Annotated in this window: 15 protein-coding genes and 1 pseudogene; 8 read left to right on the top strand and 8 right to left on the bottom strand. The window is 72.1% G+C overall.

What is annotated here, in order from left to right:
* Positions 1–274: 274 nt before the first annotated feature.
* Positions 275–3388: an FG-GAP-like repeat-containing protein gene (locus M8J73_RS45295; RefSeq protein WP_055542654.1), complete on the bottom strand. Its 3114-nt coding sequence runs from the start codon at positions 3386–3388 to the stop codon at positions 275–277.
* 168 nt (positions 3389–3556) lie between these two features.
* On the opposite strand from M8J73_RS45295, the gene M8J73_RS26675 reads away from it, so the two are divergent.
* On the top strand, positions 3557–3934 hold the full coding sequence (locus M8J73_RS26675) for an ArsR/SmtB family transcription factor (RefSeq protein WP_249829153.1): 378 nt from the start codon (positions 3557–3559) through the stop codon (positions 3932–3934).
* 134 nt (positions 3935–4068) lie between these two features.
* Positions 4069–5352, top strand: coding sequence for a DUF418 domain-containing protein (locus tag M8J73_RS26670; protein WP_055539815.1), 1284 nt, complete (start codon positions 4069–4071; stop codon positions 5350–5352).
* 85 nt (positions 5353–5437) lie between these two features.
* Here the strand turns inward: M8J73_RS26670 and M8J73_RS26665 are convergent, their stop codons facing one another.
* Together M8J73_RS26665 and M8J73_RS26660 are read right to left on the bottom strand one after the other, a co-directional pair.
* A complete protein-coding gene (locus tag M8J73_RS26665; protein WP_055539814.1) occupies positions 5438–8092 on the bottom strand; it encodes an RICIN domain-containing protein in 2655 nt (884 codons plus the stop codon).
* Between the two features lie 129 nt (positions 8093–8221).
* Positions 8222–8833 (bottom strand): TetR/AcrR family transcriptional regulator, encoded by a 612-nt coding sequence (locus tag M8J73_RS26660; RefSeq protein ID WP_249829152.1) that lies wholly within the window; start codon positions 8831–8833, stop codon positions 8222–8224.
* Positions 8834–8917: 84 nt separating this feature from the next.
* Here M8J73_RS26660 and M8J73_RS26655 point away from each other — a divergent pair, with 84 nt between their 5' ends.
* Together M8J73_RS26655 and M8J73_RS26650 are read left to right on the top strand one after the other, a co-directional pair.
* Positions 8918–9340 carry a DUF1707 SHOCT-like domain-containing protein gene (locus M8J73_RS26655; RefSeq protein ID WP_055538538.1) on the top strand — a complete coding sequence of 141 codons (423 nt, stop codon included), beginning with the start codon at positions 8918–8920 and terminating at the stop codon, positions 9338–9340.
* Positions 9341–9475: 135 nt separating this feature from the next.
* Positions 9476–10414 carry a hypothetical protein gene (locus M8J73_RS26650; RefSeq protein WP_055538539.1) on the top strand — a complete coding sequence of 313 codons (939 nt, stop codon included), beginning with the start codon at positions 9476–9478 and terminating at the stop codon, positions 10412–10414.
* Between the two features lie 36 nt (positions 10415–10450).
* On the opposite strand, the gene M8J73_RS26645 is transcribed toward M8J73_RS26650, so the two are convergent.
* Both M8J73_RS26645 and M8J73_RS26640 read right to left on the bottom strand, forming a co-directional pair.
* Positions 10451–12148, bottom strand: a complete 1698-nt coding sequence (locus M8J73_RS26645) for a methyltransferase (RefSeq protein ID WP_055538540.1) — start codon at positions 12146–12148, stop codon at positions 10451–10453.
* Between the two features lie 157 nt (positions 12149–12305).
* The gene (locus tag M8J73_RS26640) at positions 12306–13472 is read right to left on the bottom strand and encodes a 4-hydroxybenzoate 3-monooxygenase (protein ID WP_055538541.1); all 1167 of its coding nucleotides are present in this window, start codon (positions 13470–13472) and stop codon (positions 12306–12308) included.
* 249 nt (positions 13473–13721) lie between these two features.
* Between M8J73_RS26640 and M8J73_RS26635 the strand changes: the two genes are divergently transcribed.
* Entirely contained in the window at positions 13722–16403 is a 2682-nt protein-coding gene (locus tag M8J73_RS26635) for a SpoIIE family protein phosphatase (protein ID WP_240501219.1), read from the top strand.
* Between the two features lie 679 nt (positions 16404–17082).
* On the opposite strand, the gene M8J73_RS26630 is transcribed toward M8J73_RS26635, so the two are convergent.
* The gene (locus M8J73_RS26630; protein ID WP_055538544.1) at positions 17083–17709 is read right to left on the bottom strand and encodes a DUF998 domain-containing protein; all 627 of its coding nucleotides are present in this window, start codon (positions 17707–17709) and stop codon (positions 17083–17085) included.
* Between the two features lie 283 nt (positions 17710–17992).
* Here M8J73_RS26630 and M8J73_RS26625 point away from each other — a divergent pair, with 283 nt between their 5' ends.
* Both M8J73_RS26625 and M8J73_RS26620 read left to right on the top strand, forming a co-directional pair.
* Complete coding sequence (locus tag M8J73_RS26625) at positions 17993–18514, top strand: NfeD C-terminal domain-containing protein (protein ID WP_055538545.1); 522 nt, start codon at positions 17993–17995, stop codon at positions 18512–18514.
* A gap of 86 nt (positions 18515–18600) precedes the next feature.
* A complete protein-coding gene (locus tag M8J73_RS26620; protein WP_249829151.1) occupies positions 18601–20124 on the top strand; it encodes an SPFH domain-containing protein in 1524 nt (507 codons plus the stop codon).
* A 53-nt stretch (positions 20125–20177) separates the two neighbouring features.
* On the opposite strand, the pseudogene M8J73_RS26615 reads toward M8J73_RS26620, so the two are convergent.
* A pseudogene (locus tag M8J73_RS26615) lies at positions 20178–20360 on the bottom strand (helix-turn-helix domain-containing protein); the annotation flags it as partial.
* Positions 20361–20481: 121 nt separating this feature from the next.
* Positions 20482–20889 carry a DUF6083 domain-containing protein gene (locus M8J73_RS26610; protein ID WP_240501613.1) on the bottom strand — a complete coding sequence of 136 codons (408 nt, stop codon included), beginning with the start codon at positions 20887–20889 and terminating at the stop codon, positions 20482–20484.
* 270 nt (positions 20890–21159) lie between these two features.
* Here M8J73_RS26610 and M8J73_RS26605 point away from each other — a divergent pair, with 270 nt between their 5' ends.
* Complete coding sequence (locus tag M8J73_RS26605; RefSeq protein WP_240501614.1) at positions 21160–21462, top strand: NUDIX domain-containing protein; 303 nt, start codon at positions 21160–21162, stop codon at positions 21460–21462.
* Positions 21463–21606 lie beyond the last annotated feature (144 nt).

The following is a 21606-nucleotide window of genomic DNA, read 5'->3' as shown; positions in this document are numbered from 1 at the left end:
ACCCGCGCACGGAGAGGTCTCCGTCCACCGGAGCATCCCATGTCCTTCCCCGTGCCCATCCGACACGGTTACTTTGTTGTCTCACGGCTATTATTGTCAAACGACAACAGTTGGTCCCCGTCATCGCCTGCACGCGTACGGATACCCCGTGAAGGACGTGTTCTTCAGTGCCTGTGGGTCATGTCTCCCGAAAGGGGGACGAACGGCCGGGGCCGGCGGTGGACGGAGAACGCTCCGTCACCGCCGGCCCCGGCCGTTCGTCCGCCCGCTCCGCCTAGGAGAGGGACTTGTATCCGCTCCAGCCGGTCGCGATCCGGGTCCGGGGCCCGAAGGAGCCCTTGCCGTCGCCGCTGTTGCGCCACAGGTTGCCGCTGGTGTCGCGGGCGACCAGATCCGGGCGGCCGTCGTCCGTGAGGTCGCCGACACCGACGATCGCGTCGTACGAGCCGCCCCAGTTCGACAGCACCTTGACGCGGGCCGCGAACGTGCCGTCGCCCTTGCCGTCGTAGCGGTACAGGTCGTTCGAGGCGTCCTGGGCCAGGAGGTCCGCCCGGCCGTCGCCGGTGAGGTCGCCGACGCCGACGATCTTCTTGTAGCCCTTCCAGTTGTCGTAGAGCTTCACGCGGGAGGCGAGCTTGCCGTCGCCGGTGCCCTTCATGAGGTAGACGGCGCCGGTGGAGGAGTTCCTCGCGATCAGGTCCGGGCGGCCGTCGCCGCTCGCGTCGCCGGGCGACGTCAGGACGTCGTACTGCGTCCAGCCGCTGGTCGCGAGGGTCGTGTACGACGTCGACGGCTTGACGGCCGCCCCGCAGCCCGGCTTGTACAGCCGCAGCGCGCCGCTGCTGTAGCGCACGAGGACGTCGTTGCAGCGGTCGCCGCTCAGGTCGCCGAAGGGGACGGCCTTGACGGTCGTCGGCCAGCCGGTGCCCGTGTACTTGTCGCCGAGCCCGCCCGTGCCGGTGCCGCTGTGGAAGGTCAGCCCGCCCGAGGAGTTGAGGGTGAGCAGGTCGCCGCGCCCGTCGGGGCCCTCGGGGCTGACGAAGTCGCGGCGCACGGCGGCCCCGCGCTGGAGGAAGCCCTCGCCGGCGTTCACCGTGACCGCCGCGGCCGTGCCGACGCCGGTCGCCCGCAGGGTCCAGGTGAAGTGGCCGTTGGGGAAATGGGCCCCGTTCGCGGTCCTGCCGTCCCAGGTGGCCGTCACCCGGCCCGGGGTCGCGCCGCCGGTGAGGGTGCGGGTGGCCTTGCCGTTCGCGCCGCTCTGCACCGAGGTGAAGGTGAGCGACCAGGAGGTGACCGGACGGGACAGCACCCACTGGCCCTCGAAGGGCATACCGGGGCCGACATAGCTGCCGGCCGACGTCTCGAAGGCCGTCACCTGGGACGGGGCGATGCCCGTGGTGGTGACGTGGGTGCGCTCGTAGTCGTCGAACCAGGCGACCAGCCCGGTGTACTCGTCGACCGTCCATCGGTAGCGGCGGTCCGCGCTCAGGCCCAGGTCGGGCAGGTCGGCGGCGATCGTGCGGGTGGTGCCGGTGGCCGCCTCGGTGAGGACCAGCGTCCCGGCGCCGTGGTCGTGGCGGACGGTGAAGCCGTCACCGAGGAGCACGTCACCGGGGGTGACCGCCTTCGACGTCCCGGCGCCGGTGTCGTACACGCCCGCGGATTCCGTCCCGCAGGCCCAGTACACCCAGCGGCCCGCCGCCTGGAGTTCGCTCGGCACGCAGGCCAGGCCCGGCACGGTCACCGTGGTGAGCGTCTTCTCCAGCGGGATGCTGTACGAGGTGAGCTTCCCGGCGGTGGTGGTGGCGCTCCAGAGGGTGGAGCCGTTCAGGGCCGCGGCGCGCACGGACCGCTTCAGCTTCTCGCCCTGGCCGAACTCGCCGACGTACTGCTGCGGGGCGGCGCCGCCGGAGTCGAACACGGCGTAGTCGTCGGAGACGTCGACGATCCGGCCGCCCTGCCCGCCGAAGTCCAGGTAGTGGCCGCCGATCTCCACCAGCCGGTCGTCGCCGATGGACTCGCCCTCGTCGGTGCCGCCGCCCGCGTCGAGGAACACGTCGCGGGCGTCGAGGTTCCCCCACAGCGCCGAGCAGGTGACGCCCTCGTACGGGCAGAGGGCGGAGCGGACGGAACCGCTCGCGGTGGCCTCGGACGCCGTCAGCGTGGCGGAGTTGTCGGTGGTGAGGGTGCGCACGGACGTGGTGTCCGCGACGGCGGCCGGGTCGTCCTCGACGACGCGCAGGCTGCCGCGGCTGAGCGCGATGCCCGTCTTGGTGTTCTCCAGCGCCGGGGCCTGCCGGACCTTCGTCACCTTCGGCGAGCCGTCCTCGGTCAGGCTCACCCGCTGCACCCACCAGTCGTTGGCGTCGGTGCCGCCGCTGACGAGCGCGCTCCTGTCACCGGCCGCCAGCGTGTACGCGCCGGCGCTCGCCAGCACGGTCCGCTGCACCGAGGGGTCGTCCACGTCGACGGCGACCAGCCGGGAGCCGAGCGCGTCGGAGGCCAGCGGCAGCAGCAGCCAGTGGCCGACCAGGACCGGAGCGCCGTCGAGCGCGCCCGGGTGGGAGGGCAGCGTGACGACCCGCTCGGCGGCGGAGAGGTCGGCGCGGGACTTCAGATGCAGTACGGCGGTGTCCTTGTCGTACCAGCCGACGTGGTCCTCGCTCATGACGTGGAAATCGGCGGCGGTCGTGTCGGTGAACGCGTGGGCGTTCACGGCCGACTCGACGTCGATGTAGTCGACGGCGCCGCCGCGCGTCCACAGCACGCCCTCGGAGTCGGCGGCGACGACCTCCTTGTCCTGGAGGTTCGTCGGCTCGCCGGTCACCTTGCGGACCCGCTTGGTGCCGTCGACGACGTCGATCAGGGCGCGGCCGGTGACGACCGTGTCCCCGGCCATGCCCCGGTAGTAGCCGTCGGTGGTGGAGCCGTTCCAGCTCAGGCTCCGGGTGGTGCGGGTGGCCGGGTCCCAGAGGGTGACGGTCGACGCGGACGTCATCGAGGCCGGCCCGAGCGCGACCACGTCGCTGTCCGACCCGAACCACGCGGGCCGGCACTCGGCGGTCACGGAGCAGGTCGAGACGGGCACGTAGACGCTGCCGTCGCCCCTCTCGACGGTGACGGTCCGGCCCGTCGCGTAGTCCGTCCACAGCATCCCCGCCCTGCCGGTCTGCCGGTGCAGGAAGCCGCTGTCCCCGGCCACGTACGGGCGGTCGGTGCGCGGTGTGGTGGTGCTCGGGTCGACCAGCGTGATCGCGGTGGTGTCACCGTCGGTCGCTTGCGCGGAGCCGCCACCCGTCGTCAGGGCGACGGCGGACGCGGCCACGAGGACCGCCAACGAGGTGACGGCGGCGGCCGGTCCGCCCCGTCCCGGGGCGTGTCTGCCCACGTAGGTTCCCTCCCCCGCGAGGGCCCATGCCCTCGCACAAATGGCCGGATCCTATCCCGGCGGGCGGCCGGGGCGTTCAGCGGCCGCCGGACGCGGTGCTCGGGGCGGCGCCGATCCGGAGGGTGGCGGGGGCCTGGCAGCAGCCTCCGCCGTCGTCGGCCCGGATGCATGTCGAACACCAAGGTGCTGCCGTTGCTGGAACCCGCTCCCGGCGAGGCTGTAGTGCCGTGCTGCCCGCCGCTCACCGAGCGCCCGTTCACCGCGGAGGAGGCCGAGACGGCCGCGCGGATGTTCAAGGCCCTCGGCGACCCGGTGCGCCTGCGGCTGTTCTCCGCGGTGGCCTCCCACGAGGGCGGCGAGGCGTGCGTGTGCGACATCTCCGACGTGGGCGTCTCCCAGCCGACCGTCTCCCACCACCTGAAGAAGCTCAAGGAGGCCGGCCTGCTCACCTCCGAGCGGCGCGGCACCTGGGTGTACTACCGGGTCGAGCCGTCGGTGCTCGCCGCGATGGGACGCCTGCTGACCAAGGCCGCGCCGACGGTCTGAGGCCGCGTCCCCCGCGCCCGGTCCAGCGGGCCGGGACCCCGCCGACCGGCGGGGTGGCCGGGGCCGGTCGGCGGGGCAACTCCCGTGAGCCATCGGATGGTTGGCGTCTCCCGCGCCTCGGCAACGTTGTTCCGGTGACCGAGATCGACAACGCCGCGAAGGCGCCCCTACGACACTTACCCGAAGCCGGCGCCACCGCGTCGGAGCCCGCCGCGGCCCCGGCAGGTGCCGCGCCGCCGGCGCGACTGGTCGGGGTGGACCTCGCCCGCGCCCTCGCCGTGTTCGGCATGTTCGCCGTGCACGTCGGCCCCTTCCCCGACCCGGACGGCGGGGTCGGCGACTGGTTCCTGGGGCTGGCGAGCGGCCGGGCGTCGGCCCTGTTCGCCACCCTCGCCGGGTTCTCGCTGACGTTGATCGCGGGCCGTCTGGAGCCCAAGACCGGCCTGGCGGGCCGCCAGGCGAGGGCCCGCATCGTCATACGGGCGGTGATCCTGCTGGTGGTGGGCACCGCGCTGGCGATGACCAACTTCGGCGGCGCCGGCATCCTCAACTTCTACGCCGTGTACTTCCTGCTGGCCCTGCCCCTGCTGCGGCTGCGGGCCAGGACCCTCGCGCTCATCGCGGTCGCCCTCGCGTTCGTCACACCACAGCTCGCGTACGCCCTGCGCGCGCTGCTCACCGAGTCGATGGTGACCACCGTCGACGGGTACGACCCGATCGCCCGGCTCTCCGGGGTGGGCGTGCTCGACTTCTTCCTCACCGGCCTCTACCCGGCGATCACCTGGATGACGTTCGTCGTCACCGGTATGGCGCTGGGCCGGCTGGACCTGTCCTCCGGCACGGTGCGGCGGCGGCTGGCCGTGGTCGGTCCCGCGCTGATCGCGTTCGGCTACGGCGTCTCCTGGCTGGTGCTCCGGGTGACCGGCGGCGATCGGAAGATCACGTCCGGGATGCCCTCCCCGGAGGAGTTCGCGGCCATGAAGGACTCCGGCGGAGCGGCGGTCTCCTTCGACATGCCGGTCGGCAGCGGGCTGTGGGGCCCCGACGCCTGGGGGCTGCTGGCGGCCGAGCCGCACACCGGGTCCACGTTCGACCTCATCGGCAGCCTGGGCATCGCGATCACGGTGCTGCTGTGCCTGACGGTGGCACTGGACCGGATGCCGGTGCTGCGCCGACCGGCGGCGCCGGTCATCGCCGTCGGCACCATGTCCCTGACCCTCTACGTGGGCCACATCCTGGTGATCCTCGCCCTGCCCGGCGAGTCGGCCACCCCTCCGCAGTCCGCCTCGGCCGGACTGCTGCTCGCGTTCGTCCTCGGTGCCACCCTGTTCGCGGCGACCTGGTCCCGCTTCTTCCGCCGCGGCCCGCTGGAGCACCTGCTCAACAACGCCACCCGGCTGGCGAACCGGGTCCGTTGACCCGCGGGCGCGTCCCCCGGGCCCGGGGCGGGGCCGCGGACCGTGGTGGCCGCGGCCCCGCTCGGGCGTGGGGGACGGGGTGGGATCAGGACGGGTCGCCGTACTGCAGACCGCGTCCGTTGGTGCCGATGTAGACACGGCCGTAGGTGTCGGGGTCGCCGGTGATGACGCCGAGGCTGCCGATGCCGCCCCACTGGTGGGCGTCGTCGTTGACGCGGAGCCAGGTGGCGCCCTTGTCGGTGGAGCGGAAGACTCCGGTGACGTCGTTGACGGTGCCGAGCAGGTAGAGGGCCTGGTAGCTGGTGCCCGGGGCGGCCTTGCCGAAGCCGAGGGCGGAGGCGGACTTCACCGTGCTGAGCGTGGTGAAGGTGCGGCCGCCGTCGGTGGAGTGCAGCAGCCCCCTGTCGCCGCCGGAGATCCACAGGTCCCCGCTGATGCCGGGGACGGCGGCGAGCTTGCCGGAGGGCAGGCCCGTGGCGCGGGCGGTGAAGGTCGCGCCGCCGTCGGTGCTGGCGAAGAGCTTGCCGCCGGACAGGGAGTAGAAGGTGTCGGCCGAGGAGCGGTCGGCGACGACCACGGCGTCGGTGCCCAGCCCGCTGACCTTCGACCAGCTCGCTCCCATGTCGGTCGAGCGGTAGGGGGCCTGGCCGGCCTCGGTCCACACGATGGTGGAGCCGTCCGCGGCGAGCGCGATGCGGCCGCTGCTCGCGCCGGCGACCGGTTCTGCCTTGAAAGCGGTCCAGGTGCTGCCGCCGTCGGTGGAGTAGCCACCGTCGCCCGTGTCGCCCGTGCCGACGCGGACCATCACCGAGGGCTTGGACTGGGCGAAGTCGATGTCGGTGCTGTTGTTCATCAGCGGGCTCTTCAGCCGCCCGGAGGGCACCTCGGTCAGGGAGTCGTGGCGGAAGCCGCCCTGGTCGCCCATGGAGGTGATGACGGTGGCGCCGCCGGGCGGGGCGATCGCGTCCAGCAGCGAGGTCTCCTCCAGCCCCCGGGCCCCGGAGACCCAGTGGCTGGTGCCTCCGCTGTCGGAGGCGTTCGCGTCCTTGCTGCGCCAGATGCCGTTGCCGGTGCCGTACAGCACGTGCCCGGAGTTGAAGGGATCGATGGCCAGCGCGGTCATCCAGTGCCCGGTGTGGGTGCCGACGTAAGGAGCGCCGGAGGCGTCCCGCTGCGACTTGTCGGCCAGGGCCTTCCAGGTCGTGCCGCCGTCGGTGGTGCGGTAGATCTCGTCCTCGGGCCACCAGCGGTCCAGGGTGGTGACCATCACCGTGGAGGGCTTCTGCGGGTCGACGGCCAGACCGGAGAACCCGTAACCGCCCTGGGAGGGGGAGATGTTCTTCCACGTGCCGCCGGACGGCGTGTACTTCCACACCGAGCCCGCCGTCGCGTCCATGGGGCCGATGCTGTTGCTGTAGGACAGGTACAGCGATCCGTCACCGGAGACCACACCGTGCTGCGGCATCTGTCCGGTGGGCTGCCCGGAAACGGCCTGCCAGCTGCTGCCGCCGTCGGTCGAACGGTACAAGGACGTGGACTTGTCGTTGACGCCGACATAGACCGTGTTGCTGCCGGCCGGGCCGTACGTCACGAAGGAGATGCCGGCGCCGCTGCCCGCCCCGTCCTTGACCGGGAACGAGGAGACCTGGTTCCAGGTCGCGCCGTGGTCGGTGCTGCGCCACAGGCCGTTCTTGCGGGTGCCCAGCAGCAGGGTGCCGTTGTCCGAGGGGTTGATCACGAGCCGTTCGCCCGCGCCGCGGCCGGGCTCGTTGGCGCCCAGCTTGAAGGGCAGGGCGGTGCGCTTGAAGGTCCGGCCCCGGTCGGTGGAGCGCAGCATCTCGCCGTTGCCGGCCCACTCGTTGGTGTAGGTGCCCGCCGCGAGGTAGAGCCGCTCGGGGTCGACGGGGTCGGTGGCCAGCGAGTCGATGCCCAGCAGGTTCCAGTCCTTCTCACCGATCCAGTCGGTCAGCGGGATCCACTGCTCGGCCCCGGTGTCCCAGCGGTAGGCGCCACCCATGTCGGTGCGCGCGTACAGCAGGCCCTTCTCCTTCTGGTTGAACACCAGTCCGGTGACGTAACCGCCGCCCACCACCTGGGCGTTCTTCCACACGTACGGTCCGGTCTTGGCCGTGGTCTGCGTGGCGTCGGTCGCGGACGCCCCGGTCCCGCCCACCTTCACCAGCTTCCACTGCTGGTTGGTGCTGCCCCGGCTCGGATACTGGATGACGGCCGCGCCCTGGGCCGTGGAACCCCCGGAGACATCCAGGACCTGGCCGCTCCTGCGGGAGGTGAGGGTGACGGTGTCGGACGACCCGCTCACGTCGTCGATCCGCCACTCCTGGGACGTCGCGGAGCTGTCGGTCTGCTGCTCGGTGGCGGCGGCCTGCGCGGTCGAGTTGCCGGCGACACCCAGCACCTTGCCGCTGTTGCGGTTCACCAGTTCGTAGTAGCCGCCGTCGGCGGGCTTCAGCCGCCACTGCTGGTTGGCGGTGTTCTGGTCGGTCCACTGCTGGATACGGGTGCCGTCGGCGGTGGAGAAGCCGTTGACGTCGAGCACCTTGCCGCTGCGCACGGACACGAGCTTGTAGAAGGCGTCGCCGTCGATCGTCGCCGCCTGCGAGTCCTCCTGGGTGAACAGGAGGTACGGCACGACGGCGAGGGGCGCGCCGAGCAGTACGGCGGTGGCGGTCCAGCGACGGCGGTGGCGCCCGCGGCGCCCGCCGTGCGTGGGGTTCTTCATGGGGAGGCGTTCTCCTTGCGAGCCGTTCACGAGAGAAGGCGGATCCGGGCACCGGAACTGACCGGATCCGCTCCCTTGTGGTCACAGCCCTCGCAAAGGGTTGCCATGATCCACAAACTTTTTTCGAGTTCATCCCATGGTCGGTGGGGCCGGGGCCGGGGCCGGGGCCGGTGGGTCCGGGAGCAGGGCGTCCAGGGCGTGGTCCAGGACGGTGAGCAGGTGCTCGTGCTCCTGCGGGGCGTACAGCATGCGCAGGGCGAGGCCGTCGGACAGCGCGATCACGGCGTCGGCGACGGCGCTCGCGTGGGCCCCGTGCCCCGCCGATTCCAGCCACGCGGTCAGCGCCTGACGGATGTCCGCGTCGACCTGCCGCCGGATCGCGGCCAGCCGGGGGTGGTGGGCGGCGTGGACGGCGAAGGCGAGCTGCGCGGCGGCCTCGGCGCGCCGCTCGGCGTCCACGGGCAGCGTGGTCAGGATCAGCGCGCGCAGCGCCTGGCGCGGGGGCAGCGAGGCGTCGACTCCGGCCATCCGTCGCTCGACGCGCTCCCCGGCCAGTTCGGCGGCGAAGGCGAGCATCTCCTCCTTGGTGCGGAAGTACTTCTGCACGGCACCGGCCGAGCGGCCCGCGGCGGCGGCCACGGTGCGCACGCTGACCTCGTCGAGACCGCGCTCGGAGACCAGCCGGAGCAGAGCCGTACCGATGTGCCGGCGCTGTTCCTCCCTGTCGACCGTCCTGGGCATCGGCCGTGCTCCCCTCTTTGAGATACAGTCGTATTCTAAAGCGTCATCCGAGGGAACGCGGAGCGATGTCGAAGGGGGACAGGCGTGGACGACCGACGTGAGGGTGCCGTGCCGGCCGTGCGGGTCTCGGACCGGGACCGCGACGAGGTGCTCGCCGTGCTGGCGGCGGCGTTGGCGGAGGGGCGGCTCGCCCCGTACGAGCACGCGTCCCGCGCGGAGCAGGCCCTGCGGGCGCGCACGGCCGACGAACTCGCCCCGCTGGTGGCCGACCTGCCCGAACCGGCCCCCAGTCGCGCGGAGCGGGACCGCAAGGACCTCAAGGACTGGCTGGCGGAATGGCGCTACTGGCTCGGCGGCGCGTTGATCATGTCCGCGATCTGGGGCGCGCGGTGTGCGCAGGAGGGACAGCTGACGTACTACTGGCCGGTCGCGCCGCTCGGGGTGTGGGCGGCCGTACTGGTCGCTGTCGCCGTCCTGCCGCGCGAGGCGGAGGACGCGGACGACTGAGACGGCGCCCGCGCCGACGCGGGGCACGGGAACCTCAACCCGGCGGCGGAGCAACGGGGTTGACTCTTTGCGCGACTCCGACGAGACCCTGCGGATCCCTTGTCCCCGCCTCGTCATGTCCTCGACACTGTCGTGATGATCGTCTGGTTGGCATGGGCCGGTTCCGCCGCCGGGTACGCGCTCCTCGCGCTGGGGGCCTTGTCGCTCGACCAGCGCATCTACACCCGCGCGGTCACGGAGGCCCTGGCCCGCCACCGGGCCACGCGGCCGGAGCCCGCCGACGCCGTACCGGATGAGGACCTCCGGCTGGGGGTCGCCGCCGTCGCCGTCCTCGCCGAGGGGGACGGCAGCATCCATCGCGCGTTCTCCACGGTGATCATCGGCATGGTGGCGCGCGGAGTCCTGAAGCCGGACACGGAGTACGACGGCACCCCGACCCTGGCGCTCGGGAACAGTGATGAGTGCCGGCCCGGCGCGTCCGAGGAGGAGGCGGCGCTCCGGAGTCTCGCCTCCTCCCGCCAGAACCCCGCCGGCGCGGACCCGCACGGCCTTCTGCATCCCACCGCCGACCGCCTCATGACCGAGGGGTACTTGAGGGGCCGGGGGGTGTACATCGACTTCCAACTGCCCTGCGTCTTCTGGGCCCGGACGGTCGCCGCGCTCACCCTGCCGCTCGCCGCGCTGGAGACGTACGCGTTCCTGGACTGGCGGTACGCACTGGTGGCGGGGTGGACGTCGATCGCGATGATCGTCGTGGCCTGGGGACTCGCCCTGCCGGACAGCGAGAGACCCCAGGCACTCCGGCTGCCGGTGCTCACGGAACGCGGTGAACAGGTGGTCCGCCAGGCGCGGGCCCGCCACGCGCACCTGGACCCGGCGAAGCGGCCCGCGTCGCAGGCGTACGCCCCCGACGAGGCCGCGGCCGCCTGCGCCGTCTTCGGAACGGCGGCGTACAGCCACTTCGCCGCGCACACCCCCGGCTTCGCCGCCGCGTTCACCGCGGGCGTCGAGCGGCGCCTGGAGAGCAGGGCCGCCGATCACCTCAGGCGCCACTGGAACGACTTCATCGGGTGAGGGCGGGACGACACCACCCCACCGGGTGAGGGCGGGTCACTCCGTGGTCGGGTCGGCCTTCCGGACGTGCAGCACATGGCCGTCCAGGGGCAGTGGGGAGCGGTTCACGAGGGTGAGGCCCGCGTCGGCGAACAGCCTGGCGTAGTGCTCGGCGCGCCGTTCCCGTCCGCCGACGTTGCACATCATGTGGAGGTCCCAGGCCGTGGCCAGCGACACCGAGCCGTCGGAGGGCAGGACCCGTTCGACGACGAGCAGATCGGCGTGGTCGGGCATCGCACGGGCGCAGTGGCGCAGGATCTCGCGGCAGCGCTCGTCGTCCCAGTCGTGCAGGACGCGGGACAGCACATACACGTCACCGCCCGCGGGCAGGTCCGCGAAGTCGCCGGCCAGGAAGGCGCACCGCGCGCCGAGACCCGCCTCGTCGAGCCGGGCGCGGGCGGCCTCGACGGCGTGCGGACGCTCCAGCAGCACCCCCTGGAGCCGGGGGTGCGCGGTGAGGATCCGGCCGAGCAACTCCCCGTTGCCGCCCGCGACATCGACCACCGTGGCCCCGCCGGACGCCTCGGCCGCGGCGGTGAGCACCGGATGCGCGGGGACCGGGTCGAACATGGCGGCCCCGGCGGCCATCGACTGGTCGAAGAGTTCCGCGAGCCGGGGGTCGCGGGCGAAATGGTCGAAGTGGTTCTCGCCGAAGACGCGCTCGAAGGCGACCCGCCCCGTGCGCACGGTGTGCCCGAGTCCGGCGAAGGAGTCGTAGAAGGGGCCGCCGTACATCAGCGCCAGCGCCCGCATCGATCCCGTGGCACCGTCGCGCAGCAGCGCGCCCGTCTCGGTGAGCCGGAAGCCGTCGCGGTCCTCCGCCACCGCGCCCAGCATCGCGAGATAGCGCAGCAGCGTGGTCAGGTTCCCCGGCCGGGCGCCGACCTCCCGCGCCAGTTCCTCCACCCCTACCGCGCGGTCGACGTCCATGGCGTCGGGCACCCGGAGCTGGGCGAACGTACTCAGTGCCTGGGTCGTCCAGGCCCCGGTCAGCAGGCGCAGGAGCGTTTCAGCGGGCTGCCGGGCGCGATGCTCGTCGAGGTGCGCGGCGAGCAGGTCGCGGTGGTCGCCGGGCACATACAGCTCCACGCGCCCGTAGCCGCCCTTCGCCTCGGCGGGCGCGCCGAAGTAGAAGACGGTGCCGTCCTCGTGCGGGTTGTAGCCGCCGCCGTCCGGGGTGGCCCCGTAGCGCGCGAAGGTCGCGCACAGGCCGCGCAGCACCAGTGGGTCGGGGGCCACGATGTCGAAGCCGACGTGGGTCTCGTGCTGCCGCTCCCGCTCGTGCGCGGCGACGGCGTCCAGGTCCGAGCCGGGCGGCACGGTCAGCGCGAACACCTCGACCATGCGGTGCGCGCCGTCCGCGCCGACCACGGCCCGGCGCACGATGCCGACGTCCAGCTCGGCCGCCCGCCGCCGGTGCCGCACGGCCAGCCGCTCACGGACGACCACGCTCGGTTGCCGCGGCGCGACCCCGACGAGTCCGCAGTCGGTGAGCATGGCCTCCAACTCCGCCTCGTCCGACGGGAAGACGAGCAGCGCGGCATGGGAGAAGCGGCAGTGCTCCACCAGAGCCCGCAGCTCCGGGCCGTCGAGCCCGGGCAGCAGGAGCGGCAGCAGGGTGGCGGTGTCCTGCTCCTTGACGAAGTCGACCGTCGCGAGCAGGCGGGACGTGTCGCCCGACAACGTCGTGATCATGTACGGGAATCCTCATTCAGATGCGCGGATGGGGAGGCGGAAGCGGAAACGGCAACGGAAGGGGAGGCGGAAGCGAAAGCGGAGGGCCGAGCCGTCGGACCGGGTCGTCGGACGGGACCGTCGGACGGACCGGAAGAGGCGGTGGGAGGTGTCGTCCTCACACGCCGACGTAGTGCTCGGCGAACCAGTCCTGGTGGCTGCGCGAGGTGCGCAGCGAGGTGAGGCGGGAGCGCCGCAGGGAGTTGTGGAACAGGGAGGCGCCGTCCGAGCCGGACGGGCCGTGCAGCAGCCCGATCATCCAGTGGGAGAACTCCTGCGCCCGCCAGATGTACGGCAGGCACCGCGCGGAGTACGCGTCGAGCCCCTCGGCATCGCCGTGGAGGAGGTCGTCGGCGAGGGCGCGGGCGAGGAGCGACGCCTCCAGGACGGCGAGGTTGGCGCCCTTCGCCGCGGACGGACTGATGAGTCCGGCGGCGTCGCCCACCAGGAACAGCGACCCGTGACGCAGCGGTTCGAGCACATCGGACTCCAGGTCGACGACGGCCCGCTGCGCGACGCGGCCCCGGTGCAGCGGCCCGTAATCCGTCGCCCGCATCCGCAGCTCCAGCTCCTCCCAGATCCGGTCCTCGGACCAGGCGTCGGCCGGGGTGCCGCGCTCGCACTGCAGGTAGTAGCGGGTGATCTCGCTCGTGCGGGCCATGTGCCCGGCGAAGCCCCGCTCGTGCACCGCGTAGCCGACGGCGTCCAGGCTGGGCGGCGCCTCGGCGAGCAGGCCGAGCCAGGTCACGCCGTGGTCGTGGTGGTGGCGGCGTACCGAGCCTGCCGGCAGCGACCGCCGTGCGGCGCCGTGCCGTCCGTCGCACCCGGCCACGTACCGTGCCCGCCAGGTCGCGGGCCGCCCGTCCGCCTCGCGCACGGTCACCGAGGGGCGGCCGGTGTCGGCGTCGAGGACGGTCATGGCCTCGGTGGCGAACTCGACGCGCCCGCCGGAGGCCGTGAACCGCTCCAACAGGTCGGTGACCAGCAGCTGTTGGGGATAGACGGTGTGCCGCTCGCCCCGCCCGAGCCGGCTGTAGTCCAACCGGAACCGGCCGTCCATGGTGCGGAACTCGCAGGTGCTGTGGACCTGCCCCTGCCGGTGCAGCCCTTCGGCCAGCCCGTGCCGCTCCAGGATCTGTACGGTGCCGGCGGCCAGGAACCCGGCGCGTGCCCGTGTCCGGAGGTGCGCGGGCTCGGCTCGTTCCAGGACGACACAGTCGATGCCGCTGTCCTGGAGGAGATTGCCGAGCACGAGCCCGGCCGGTCCGGCGCCGAGGATGAGCACATCGGTCGTTCTCCGGATCTTCCTGTCTGTCACGAGACGGGATAGTAGATGTCATGAAGTGCCCTACTGAACGAAAATCACCTGAAGGAGGAGGGCTTCGGCAGTGACATCTGAGGGAAGACTGCTGGCCTGTGGCGAAAGTGACTGAAGTGATCGAAGTGGCTTGAGGGGTGATCGATCGCCGCTCGGTACAGTCCGCTCCGTGGGCAGGCCCGTGACTATATGGGTGAGGGATGTTACAAAGGCCGGATGAAAGACCGTTTTGTCCGAGTCGGCCATATATCGTCACCTTGGTCTCTGGTGCGGAGAAACACGCGGAGTGTCGCGGGGCAGATCTTCCTCCTCCAGGTGGCGTTGGTGGTGCTCCTCGTGGCATTCGCCGTCTTCGCGCTCGTCATGCAGTCACAGCGGCACACCAACGCCGAGGCCAAACGCAGATCCATAGCCGTGGCGCAGACGTTCGCGCACTCCCCGGGCGTGCTGACCGCGCTCCAGGCCCCCGACCCCGCGAAGATCCTTCAGCCGCTCACCGAGGCGGGCCGCAAGTCCGCGGGCGTCGACTTCGTCGTCGTGATGGACACCAAGGGCATCCGCTACACCCACCCCATGCCGGACCGCATCGGGAAACGGTTCGTGGGAGAGATCGCACCGTCACTGGCGGGCAAGGTCTATACCGAGAGCGTGCACGGCCCCCTCGGTGACGAGGTCCAGGCGACCGTGCCCATCAAGGACGAACGCGGCAAGGTGGTGGCCCTCGCCTCCGCCGGGCTGAAGGTCAAGAACGTGACCAGCCTGGTGGACCGGCAGATACCGATCATCCTGACCGCCGGGGCCGGCGCCCTCGGAGTCGCCACGGCCGCCACCGCCCTCGTCGGCAGGCGGCTGCGCCGGCAGACCCACAGCCTGGCGCCCAACGAGATGTCCCGCATGTACGAGCACCACGACACGGTGCTGCACTCCGTACGCGAAGGGGTGCTCATCGTCAGCGACGAGGGCCGGCTGCTGCTCGTCAACGACGAGGCCAGGCGGCTGCTGGAGCTGCCCCCGGACGCGGAGGGCAGGCAGGTCGCCGACCTGCCGACCCTCGAACCCGAGATGGCGTCGCTGCTCGGCTCCGGCCGCGAGGCCACCGACGAGGTGCACCTCGCCGGACCGCGGCTGCTGGTGGTCAACCAGCGGCCCACCGACCGCGGCGGAGGCCACCGCGGCACCGTGGTGACGCTGCGCGACTCCACCGAGCTGCGCGCCGTCTCCGGCCGGGCGGAGATCACCGGCGAGCGGCTGAAGCTGCTCTACGACGCCGGGCTGGGCATCGGCACCTCCCTGGACGTGATCCAGACCGCCGACGAACTCGCCCGGATCGCCGTGCCCCGCTTCGCCGACTTCGTCACCGTGGACCTGGCCGACGCCGTCCTGCACGGCGAGGAACCGGCGGCCACCGCGAAGGGCATGCGCCGCGTCGCCGTGCACGGCATCCGCGACGACCAGCCCCTCTACGAGAAGGGACGGCTGATCGACTTCCTGCCCTCCACCCCCCAGGCACGCGGCTACGACTCCGGCCGCTCCGAACTCGTCGCCGACCTGTCGACCGCGACGGGCTGGCATCTGCAGGACCCCGAGCGCACCGAGCAGATCGTGGACTACGGCATCCACTCGCTCATCGCGGCCCCCATCCAGGCCCGTGGTGTCGTTCTCGGCATGGTCAACTTCTGGCGCTCCAAGGAGCACGACCCCTTCGACCAGGAGGAGCTCTCCCTCGCGGAGGAGCTGGTGGCCCGCGCCGCCGTCAGCATCGACAACGCCCGCCGCTACACGCGCGAGCACGCCCTGGCGGTCACCCTCCAGCGCAGCCTGCTGCCGCGGGGCCTGCCCGAGCAGAGCGCCGTCGACGTCGGTTACCGGTACCTCCCGGCCCAGTCGGGTGTGAGCGGCGACTGGTTCGACGTGATCCCGCTGCCGGGCAGCCGCGTGGCGATGGTCGTCGGTGACGTCGTCGGCCACGGCCTGCACGCCGCCGCGACCATGGGGCGGCTGCGGACCGCCGTCCACAACTTCTCCACGCTCGACCTGCCGCCCGACGAACTGCTGAGCCACCTCGACGACCTGGTCGGGCGCATCGACCAGGACGAGGCGTGCACGGAGAGCCCCGCCGCCGTCGTGGGCGCGACCTGTCTCTACGCGATCTACGACCCGACGACGCGCCGCTGCACCCTGGCCCGCGCCGGGCACCTGGCCCCCGCGCTGGTCCACCCCGACGGCGACGTCACCTTCCCCGACCTGCCGGCGGGTCCGCCGCTGGGCCTGGGCGGCATGCCCTTCCAGACCGCGGAGCTGGAGATCGCCGAGGGCTCCCAGCTCGTCCTCTACACCGACGGCCTCGTCGAAGACCGCAGCCGCGACCTCGACGAGGGCATGGAGCTGCTGCGCAAGGCCCTGGCGGGCCACCCCGACCGGGTGCCGGAGGACAGCTGCCGGGCGGTGCTGGACTCCCTGCTGCCCGAGCGCCCCGCCGACGACGTGGCGCTGCTCATCGCCCGCACGCACGCGCTGCCGGCGGACCGGATCGCCGAGTGGGACGTACCACCGGACCCGGCCGCCGTCGCCGGGGTGCGCGCCGCGGCGACGGCCCAGCTCGAGGAATGGGGGCTGGAGGAACTCGGCTTCAGCACGGAACTGGTGCTGAGCGAACTCGTCACCAACGCGGTCCGCTACGGCTGCGAGCCGATCCGTCTGCGACTGATCCACGACCGCACCCTGATCTGCGAGGTCGCCGACGGCAGCAGCACCTCGCCCCACCTGCGGTACGCGGCGACGACCGACGAGGGCGGCCGCGGCCTGTTCCTGGTGTCGCAACTGACAGAACGCTGGGGAACGAGATACACCCCACAGGGCAAGGTGATCTGGGCAGAACAAACCCTGCCGGACCACTGAGAGACTGTGCCCCGCCCCGGCTGCCGCGTGCATTGGCTCGCAGGCCTTGCACGAGGTACGGCCGGCGCCCGGCTAGCGGCGCCGGGGCCCAGCGGTGGCTGCCGTGCGCATCGGCCCGCAGGCCGAGCACGGCGTGCTCCTCGGCACCCGGCGCCCGCTGCCGCAATCCTGTAGGGCGGCGATCGCCTCGACCCCGCCGCGTCGCGGCGTCCCGTGGTCCGCCGTCCGCCGTCCGCCGTCCGCCGTCCGCCGTCCGCCGTCCGCAGTCCGCCGTCCGCCGTCCGCCGTCCGCCGTCCGCCGTCCGCAGTCCGCCGTCCGCCGTCCGCCGTCCGCCGTCCGCCGTCCGCAGTCCGGCGTCCGCCGTACAGAGACGTGGCTGCCAGCCCTGGACCTCCTCGCCATCGCGCTGTCCGAGACGGGGGACGCCCGGGCGGCAGCCCATGCCTTCGGCGCGGCGCTCCTCTTCTGGGAGCGCGTCGGCCACCCGCAGCGCGGAACCCCGGAGATGGCCTCCCTCCGCGACAGCGGCGAGACCCGACTCGTCCACGCTCTGGCAAGGGACGCGTACACCCAGGCCTTACGGCAGACGACCAGGTACGACGCCCGCACCCTCATGACCTGGGCCTCCCAAGGGGGCCGCTCCCGGACCGCTGACGGGACGCCCGACCAGGGCGGCCGTCACCGGCGTGACCCGGGCGCCCCAGGGTCGTCCCGGTCCGGTCGCGAGCCGGGATGACAAAGGCAGGAGACCACGACCATGAACGGCCACAGCGACTGAAAGGACGTCACGAAACGTTCGGCGACACCGGCGGCCCCCTGATCGTTCGTCTCGATCACGAACCAGACCGCTCCGGCGCCTATCACGGCGGTCGCCGCGAGCGAGGGCAGGGGACGCAGCCCCCACGGTGCCGCTCCGCTGCGATCGGCGGCCAGAACGGGCCAGACCGCCAGGAGCGCGAAGCCGACCACGGCGGCCGAACCGTGACGCAGGGAGCCCCCACTGCTGGGCGCCGGGAGCAGAGCCACCACGAACGCCGCCACTCCACCGCCGCCCAACGCCACCCGTCCGGCGAGCGCGGCCGCCCGCAGCCCCCAGGCGGTCAGCAGATGGCACAGCCCCAGGGCGAGCAGCGCCCCGGTCATCACCCAGAATCCCGGTGCCCCGTAGGCGGCCAGAACGCTGATCGTCTGCCGGGCAGGGTCGTATGCGGGCCCCTCCAGGAGTGCCGCGATCGTCCAGCCGCCGATCAGCAGGACGGGTGCGCTCACCGACGGGAGCAGGGTCCACCGGGGCACAAGTCGCACCGGCTCACCGTAGGCCGCTCCGGCACCCCACGCGGCGCCGCCGCGCCCACCGGGGCGGCTCCACAACACGGACCGGCGAAGACGGCGGTCAGTCCGCCGACCGGACGCCGCCCTCCGCCGCTCCCGCCCCCGCCGCCGTCCTGGCTGCTCGGCTTCAGATGCTGCGACTCGGCATCGAAGACGCGTAAAGACTGCCGGAACACGGCAATGAAACCGCGTGCCCCGCATGTCAGGATCCCGTCAAGCCGGAGATCGGCGACGGGTGAGCGGGGGGACGGCACGCATGGCCTGGTTTCTCGGACTCGGCATCACGGGGGTCGTGCTGCTCACCCTGTCGCTGGTCTTCGACGGCGTTCTCGAAGGCGTTCTCGACGGCGTTTTCGACGGCGCGGTGGACGGCGTTCTCGACGGGGGGCTGTCGTTGCCGGTCGTGGCCGGTTTCCTGGCGATGACCGGCTTCGCGGGGGCCATCGCCATGGGTGCGGCGGGCGCCGGTCCCATGGCCGCCACGACCGCGGGTGCCGTGGCCGGAGCGGGCACGGGCTGGCTGACGTATCGCTTCAGCCGTGTCCTGATCCGCGACCGGACGGCTCTCGCCCCGACGGGGGACGACATGGTGGGAGCCTCGGGCCACGTGGTCACGGCCATCCCCGCGGACGGCTACGGCGAGGTACTGGTGCGGCTCGCCGGACAGCCGGTGAAGTTCGCCGCGCGCAGCGCGGTACCGGTGGCCCAGGGCGCCGAGGTCCGGGTGGAGGGGGCGCCCTCCGCCACGTCGGTAGTGGTCCGCCCGGTCGGCCACTGAGCTCTCCTCCCCTTCCCTTTCGTTTCCTCCGCTTTCCTCCCTCTTTCTCCTCTTCTCCTTCTCGTACGTGATTCGGGGGCACTGTGATGAGTTCTGTCGTCGTAGCCGTGGTGGGGGTCCTGGTCCTCCTCGTCCTCCTGGCACTCGTGGTGGTCACCCGCTACAAGGTGGCCGGGCCGAGCGAGGCGTTCATCGTCACCGGGCGGCGGGGGAAGAAGGCCACCGATCCGGAGACCGGGCGGGTGTTCACCGACAACAGCGGGCAGAAGGTCGTGGTCGGCGGCGGTGTGTTCGTTGTGCCGTTCGTGCAGCAGAAGTTCACCCTCGATCTGTCTTCCCGGCACATCCCGGTGGCGGTGCGCGGCGCGGTCACCCTGCGCGGTGTGAAGGCGAACCTCGACGGTGTCGCCATCGTCAAGGTCGGCGGCAGCGAGGACTCCATCCGGGCCGCGGCCCAGCGGTTCCTGATGCAGCAGGACGGCATCGTCGGCTTCACCCAGGAAGTGCTGTCGGGTGCGCTGCGGGCGATCGTCGGGCGGATGTCCGTGGAGGACGTCATCCGTGACCGGGCCGCCTTCGCGGGCCAGGTGGCGGAGGAGGCGGAGGCCAGTCTGTCCGGGCAGGGTCTGGTGCTGGACGCCTTCCAGATCCAGGACATCACCACCGAGGGTTCCTACCTGGAGGACCTCGGCCGGCCGGAGGCGGCGCGGGCGAGGCAGGAGGCCGACATCGCGGAGGCCGTCGCCCGGCGGGCCGCCGAGCAGGCGCGGCTGAAGGCCGAGGAGGAGATCGCGGTCGCGCAGCGGACGTTCGCGCTGAAGCAGGCCGAGATCAAGGCCGAGACCGACGAGGCCGCGGCCCGAGCGGCGGCGGCCGGGCCGCTGGCCGAGGCGGCCCGGCAGCAGGAGATCCTCACCGAGCAGGAGAAGGTCGCCGAGCGGCAGGCCGCGCTGACCGACCGTCAGCTCGACACCCAGGTCCGCAAGCCCGCCGACGCCCAGCGCTACGCCGCGGAGCAGGAGGCCGAGGCCAGGCGGGTGGCGCGGGTCAAGCAGGCCGAGGCGGAGAAGGCGGCGGGCATCGCGGCCGCGCAGGCGGAGGCCGAGCGGGCCCGGCTGACCGGTGAGGGCGAGAAGCAGCGCCGTAGCGCGCTGGCCGAGGCGGAGGCCTTCGAGGGTCTGAAGCAGGGTGAGGCGGAGCGGTCCCGGCGTGCGGCGATCGCGGAGGCGGTACGGCTGGAGGGCGAGGCCGACGCTTCGGCGATCGGCGCGAAGGGTGCCGCCGAGGCGGAGGCGATGCGGAAGAAGGCGGACGCGTTCGGACAGTACGGTGACGCGGCCATCCTGCAGATGCTCGTCGAGGTGCTGCCGCAGGTCGTGGCCAAGGCGTCCGAGCCGATCGGCGCCATCGAGAAGATGACCGTCATCTCCACCGACGGCGCCGGCCGCATCCCGCGCGCGGTCGCGGACAACGTCGCCCAGGGCATGGAACTCCTCGGCGCCACCACGGGCGTTGACCTCGCCGAGCTGCTGAAGGGCGTCACGCAGCGGGCGTCGGCGAACGGGGAGGAGCCGGCGCGAGTCAACGGGAAGGTCGAGATCACCGGTTGAGGCCACCGGTTGAGGCCACCGGTTGAGATGACGCCGTATCCCGCTGGGCCCGCTCAGGTCTCCCGGGCGGGCCAGTGCAGCAGTTGTGCCCCGATGACCGCGGTCTGGAGCGTGTACCGGTGCATCGGGTCGGCCGGGTTGGCGCCGGTCAGCTGGTGGATGCGCTCCAGCCGGTAGGTCAGGGCCCGCACGCTGAGCGCCAGCCGTCGGGCCGCCTCGGCCGCGGTGCAGCCGGCGGGCACCCACCACCCTGATCGGCTGCGCCCCGAAGGCGTTCGGACCCCGCGCACCTGCGGCCCCCAATGAACCGCCCGCACCGAACACGGCCCCGCCCCACCCCTCCCCGCCGCCGTGTATCTACGGCTCACCCCACTCGGGGACGCACATCATCCTGTGCGCCGGCACCACGGGTTCGCTCGGCAGCGGATCGATGCCACGGACCCGTACGGCCACGATGTCGACGGGGATGGGGGAGGAGAGGGGCGGAAGCCTCATCAAACGCCACCTGAAGGCCGCCGGGACGTCCTTGGCGGGCATCTCCACCATGGCGAGGCTGACCCATCGGTCGTAGGTGGTGGGGTACACACGGAGCGAAGCGCCGCATTCCCTGCAAACCGGTGGCTCGATCCATGCCACGTCATCGGGGTCCGGCTCGGGCCGCGGGGCGGCTGTGGCTCCGTCGGACTCGGCCATCTCGTTGGCGAGGATGTTCCAGCACCTCTCGCAGTACCTCGCCATGAGGTCGATCCGCCCGCGCTCGCGCACGGTGCCGTCGGCCTCCTCACAGCGAAGGCATATGGACTGGTCACCATCCCGTATCGCCCCCATGTGTTTGAGTGTGAGCGAATCCGACCGGGTCCTAGTAGGTCGCGATTTGGCCTCATTTGGCGATCAGGCGCACGAGTGGCCGTCCGGGCACGGCGACGGGCTCGTTCAGCGACCCCAGACGTCGCGCGGACCGCGAGGAAGAACCACAGAACGGAGCGACGTCACTTCCGGCCTTCTCGCGGGAGTGGGCGCACTACCGTCAGACATATGAAGGTCCGTCACAACGTACGTGCGGTTCTGGTCGACGGCGGTCAGTTGGTGTTCCTGCGCCGGGGATGGCCGGGCGGCACTACCTACTACACGACCGTCGGTGGGGGCGTCGAAGCTGAGGACGCTGACCTTGAAGCGGCTCTACGCCGTGAGGTGATGGAAGAGATCGGTGCCACGATCGGCCCGGCGAGCGAGGTCCTGACCTTGACCGAGCCGGGCGACAAGGTCACCGTCTACAGCACTTCTTTCGCGCTGAAGTGCTGGACATGGATCTCAACCGCCGTAGCGGCCCTGAGCTAGACGATCCCGATCTGGGTGACTTCTCACCTGTGCGAGTCGCTTTGGACGCGTCAGCCGTGAGAGCGCTCGAACTCCATCCGCCCGAACTCGCCGACTATCTACGGGAGCACGCCGAGACCCGATGACTGCTTCGTCCCGAAGCCG

It is taken from the genome of Streptomyces neyagawaensis (genome assembly GCF_023516595.1).
Classification (GTDB): Bacteria; Actinomycetota; Actinomycetes; order Streptomycetales; family Streptomycetaceae; genus Streptomyces; species Streptomyces neyagawaensis.
Note: the sequence above shows the minus strand (reverse complement) of the source record. Positions and strands in the feature narration are given on the sequence as shown.

Excerpts from the sequence above, each read along its gene's own strand:
- M8J73_RS26660 (WP_249829152.1), bottom strand. The coding sequence starts at position 8,833 with ATGCCCAGGACGGTCGACAGGGAGGAACAGCGCCGGCACATCGGTACG.
- M8J73_RS26650 (WP_055538539.1), top strand. The coding sequence starts at position 9,476 with ATGATCGTCTGGTTGGCATGGGCCGGTTCCGCCGCCGGGTACGCGCTC.
- M8J73_RS26665 (WP_055539814.1), bottom strand. The coding sequence starts at position 8,092 with ATGAAGAACCCCACGCACGGCGGGCGCCGCGGGCGCCACCGCCGTCGC.
- M8J73_RS26645 (WP_055538540.1), bottom strand. The coding sequence starts at position 12,148 with ATGATCACGACGTTGTCGGGCGACACGTCCCGCCTGCTCGCGACGGTC.
- M8J73_RS26605 (WP_240501614.1), top strand. The coding sequence starts at position 21,160 with ATGAAGGTCCGTCACAACGTACGTGCGGTTCTGGTCGACGGCGGTCAG.
- M8J73_RS26675 (WP_249829153.1), top strand. The coding sequence starts at position 3,557 with ATGTCGAACACCAAGGTGCTGCCGTTGCTGGAACCCGCTCCCGGCGAG.
- M8J73_RS26635 (WP_240501219.1), top strand. The coding sequence starts at position 13,722 with ATGAAAGACCGTTTTGTCCGAGTCGGCCATATATCGTCACCTTGGTCT.
- M8J73_RS26625 (WP_055538545.1), top strand. The coding sequence starts at position 17,993 with ATGGCCTGGTTTCTCGGACTCGGCATCACGGGGGTCGTGCTGCTCACC.
- M8J73_RS26620 (WP_249829151.1), top strand. The coding sequence starts at position 18,601 with ATGAGTTCTGTCGTCGTAGCCGTGGTGGGGGTCCTGGTCCTCCTCGTC.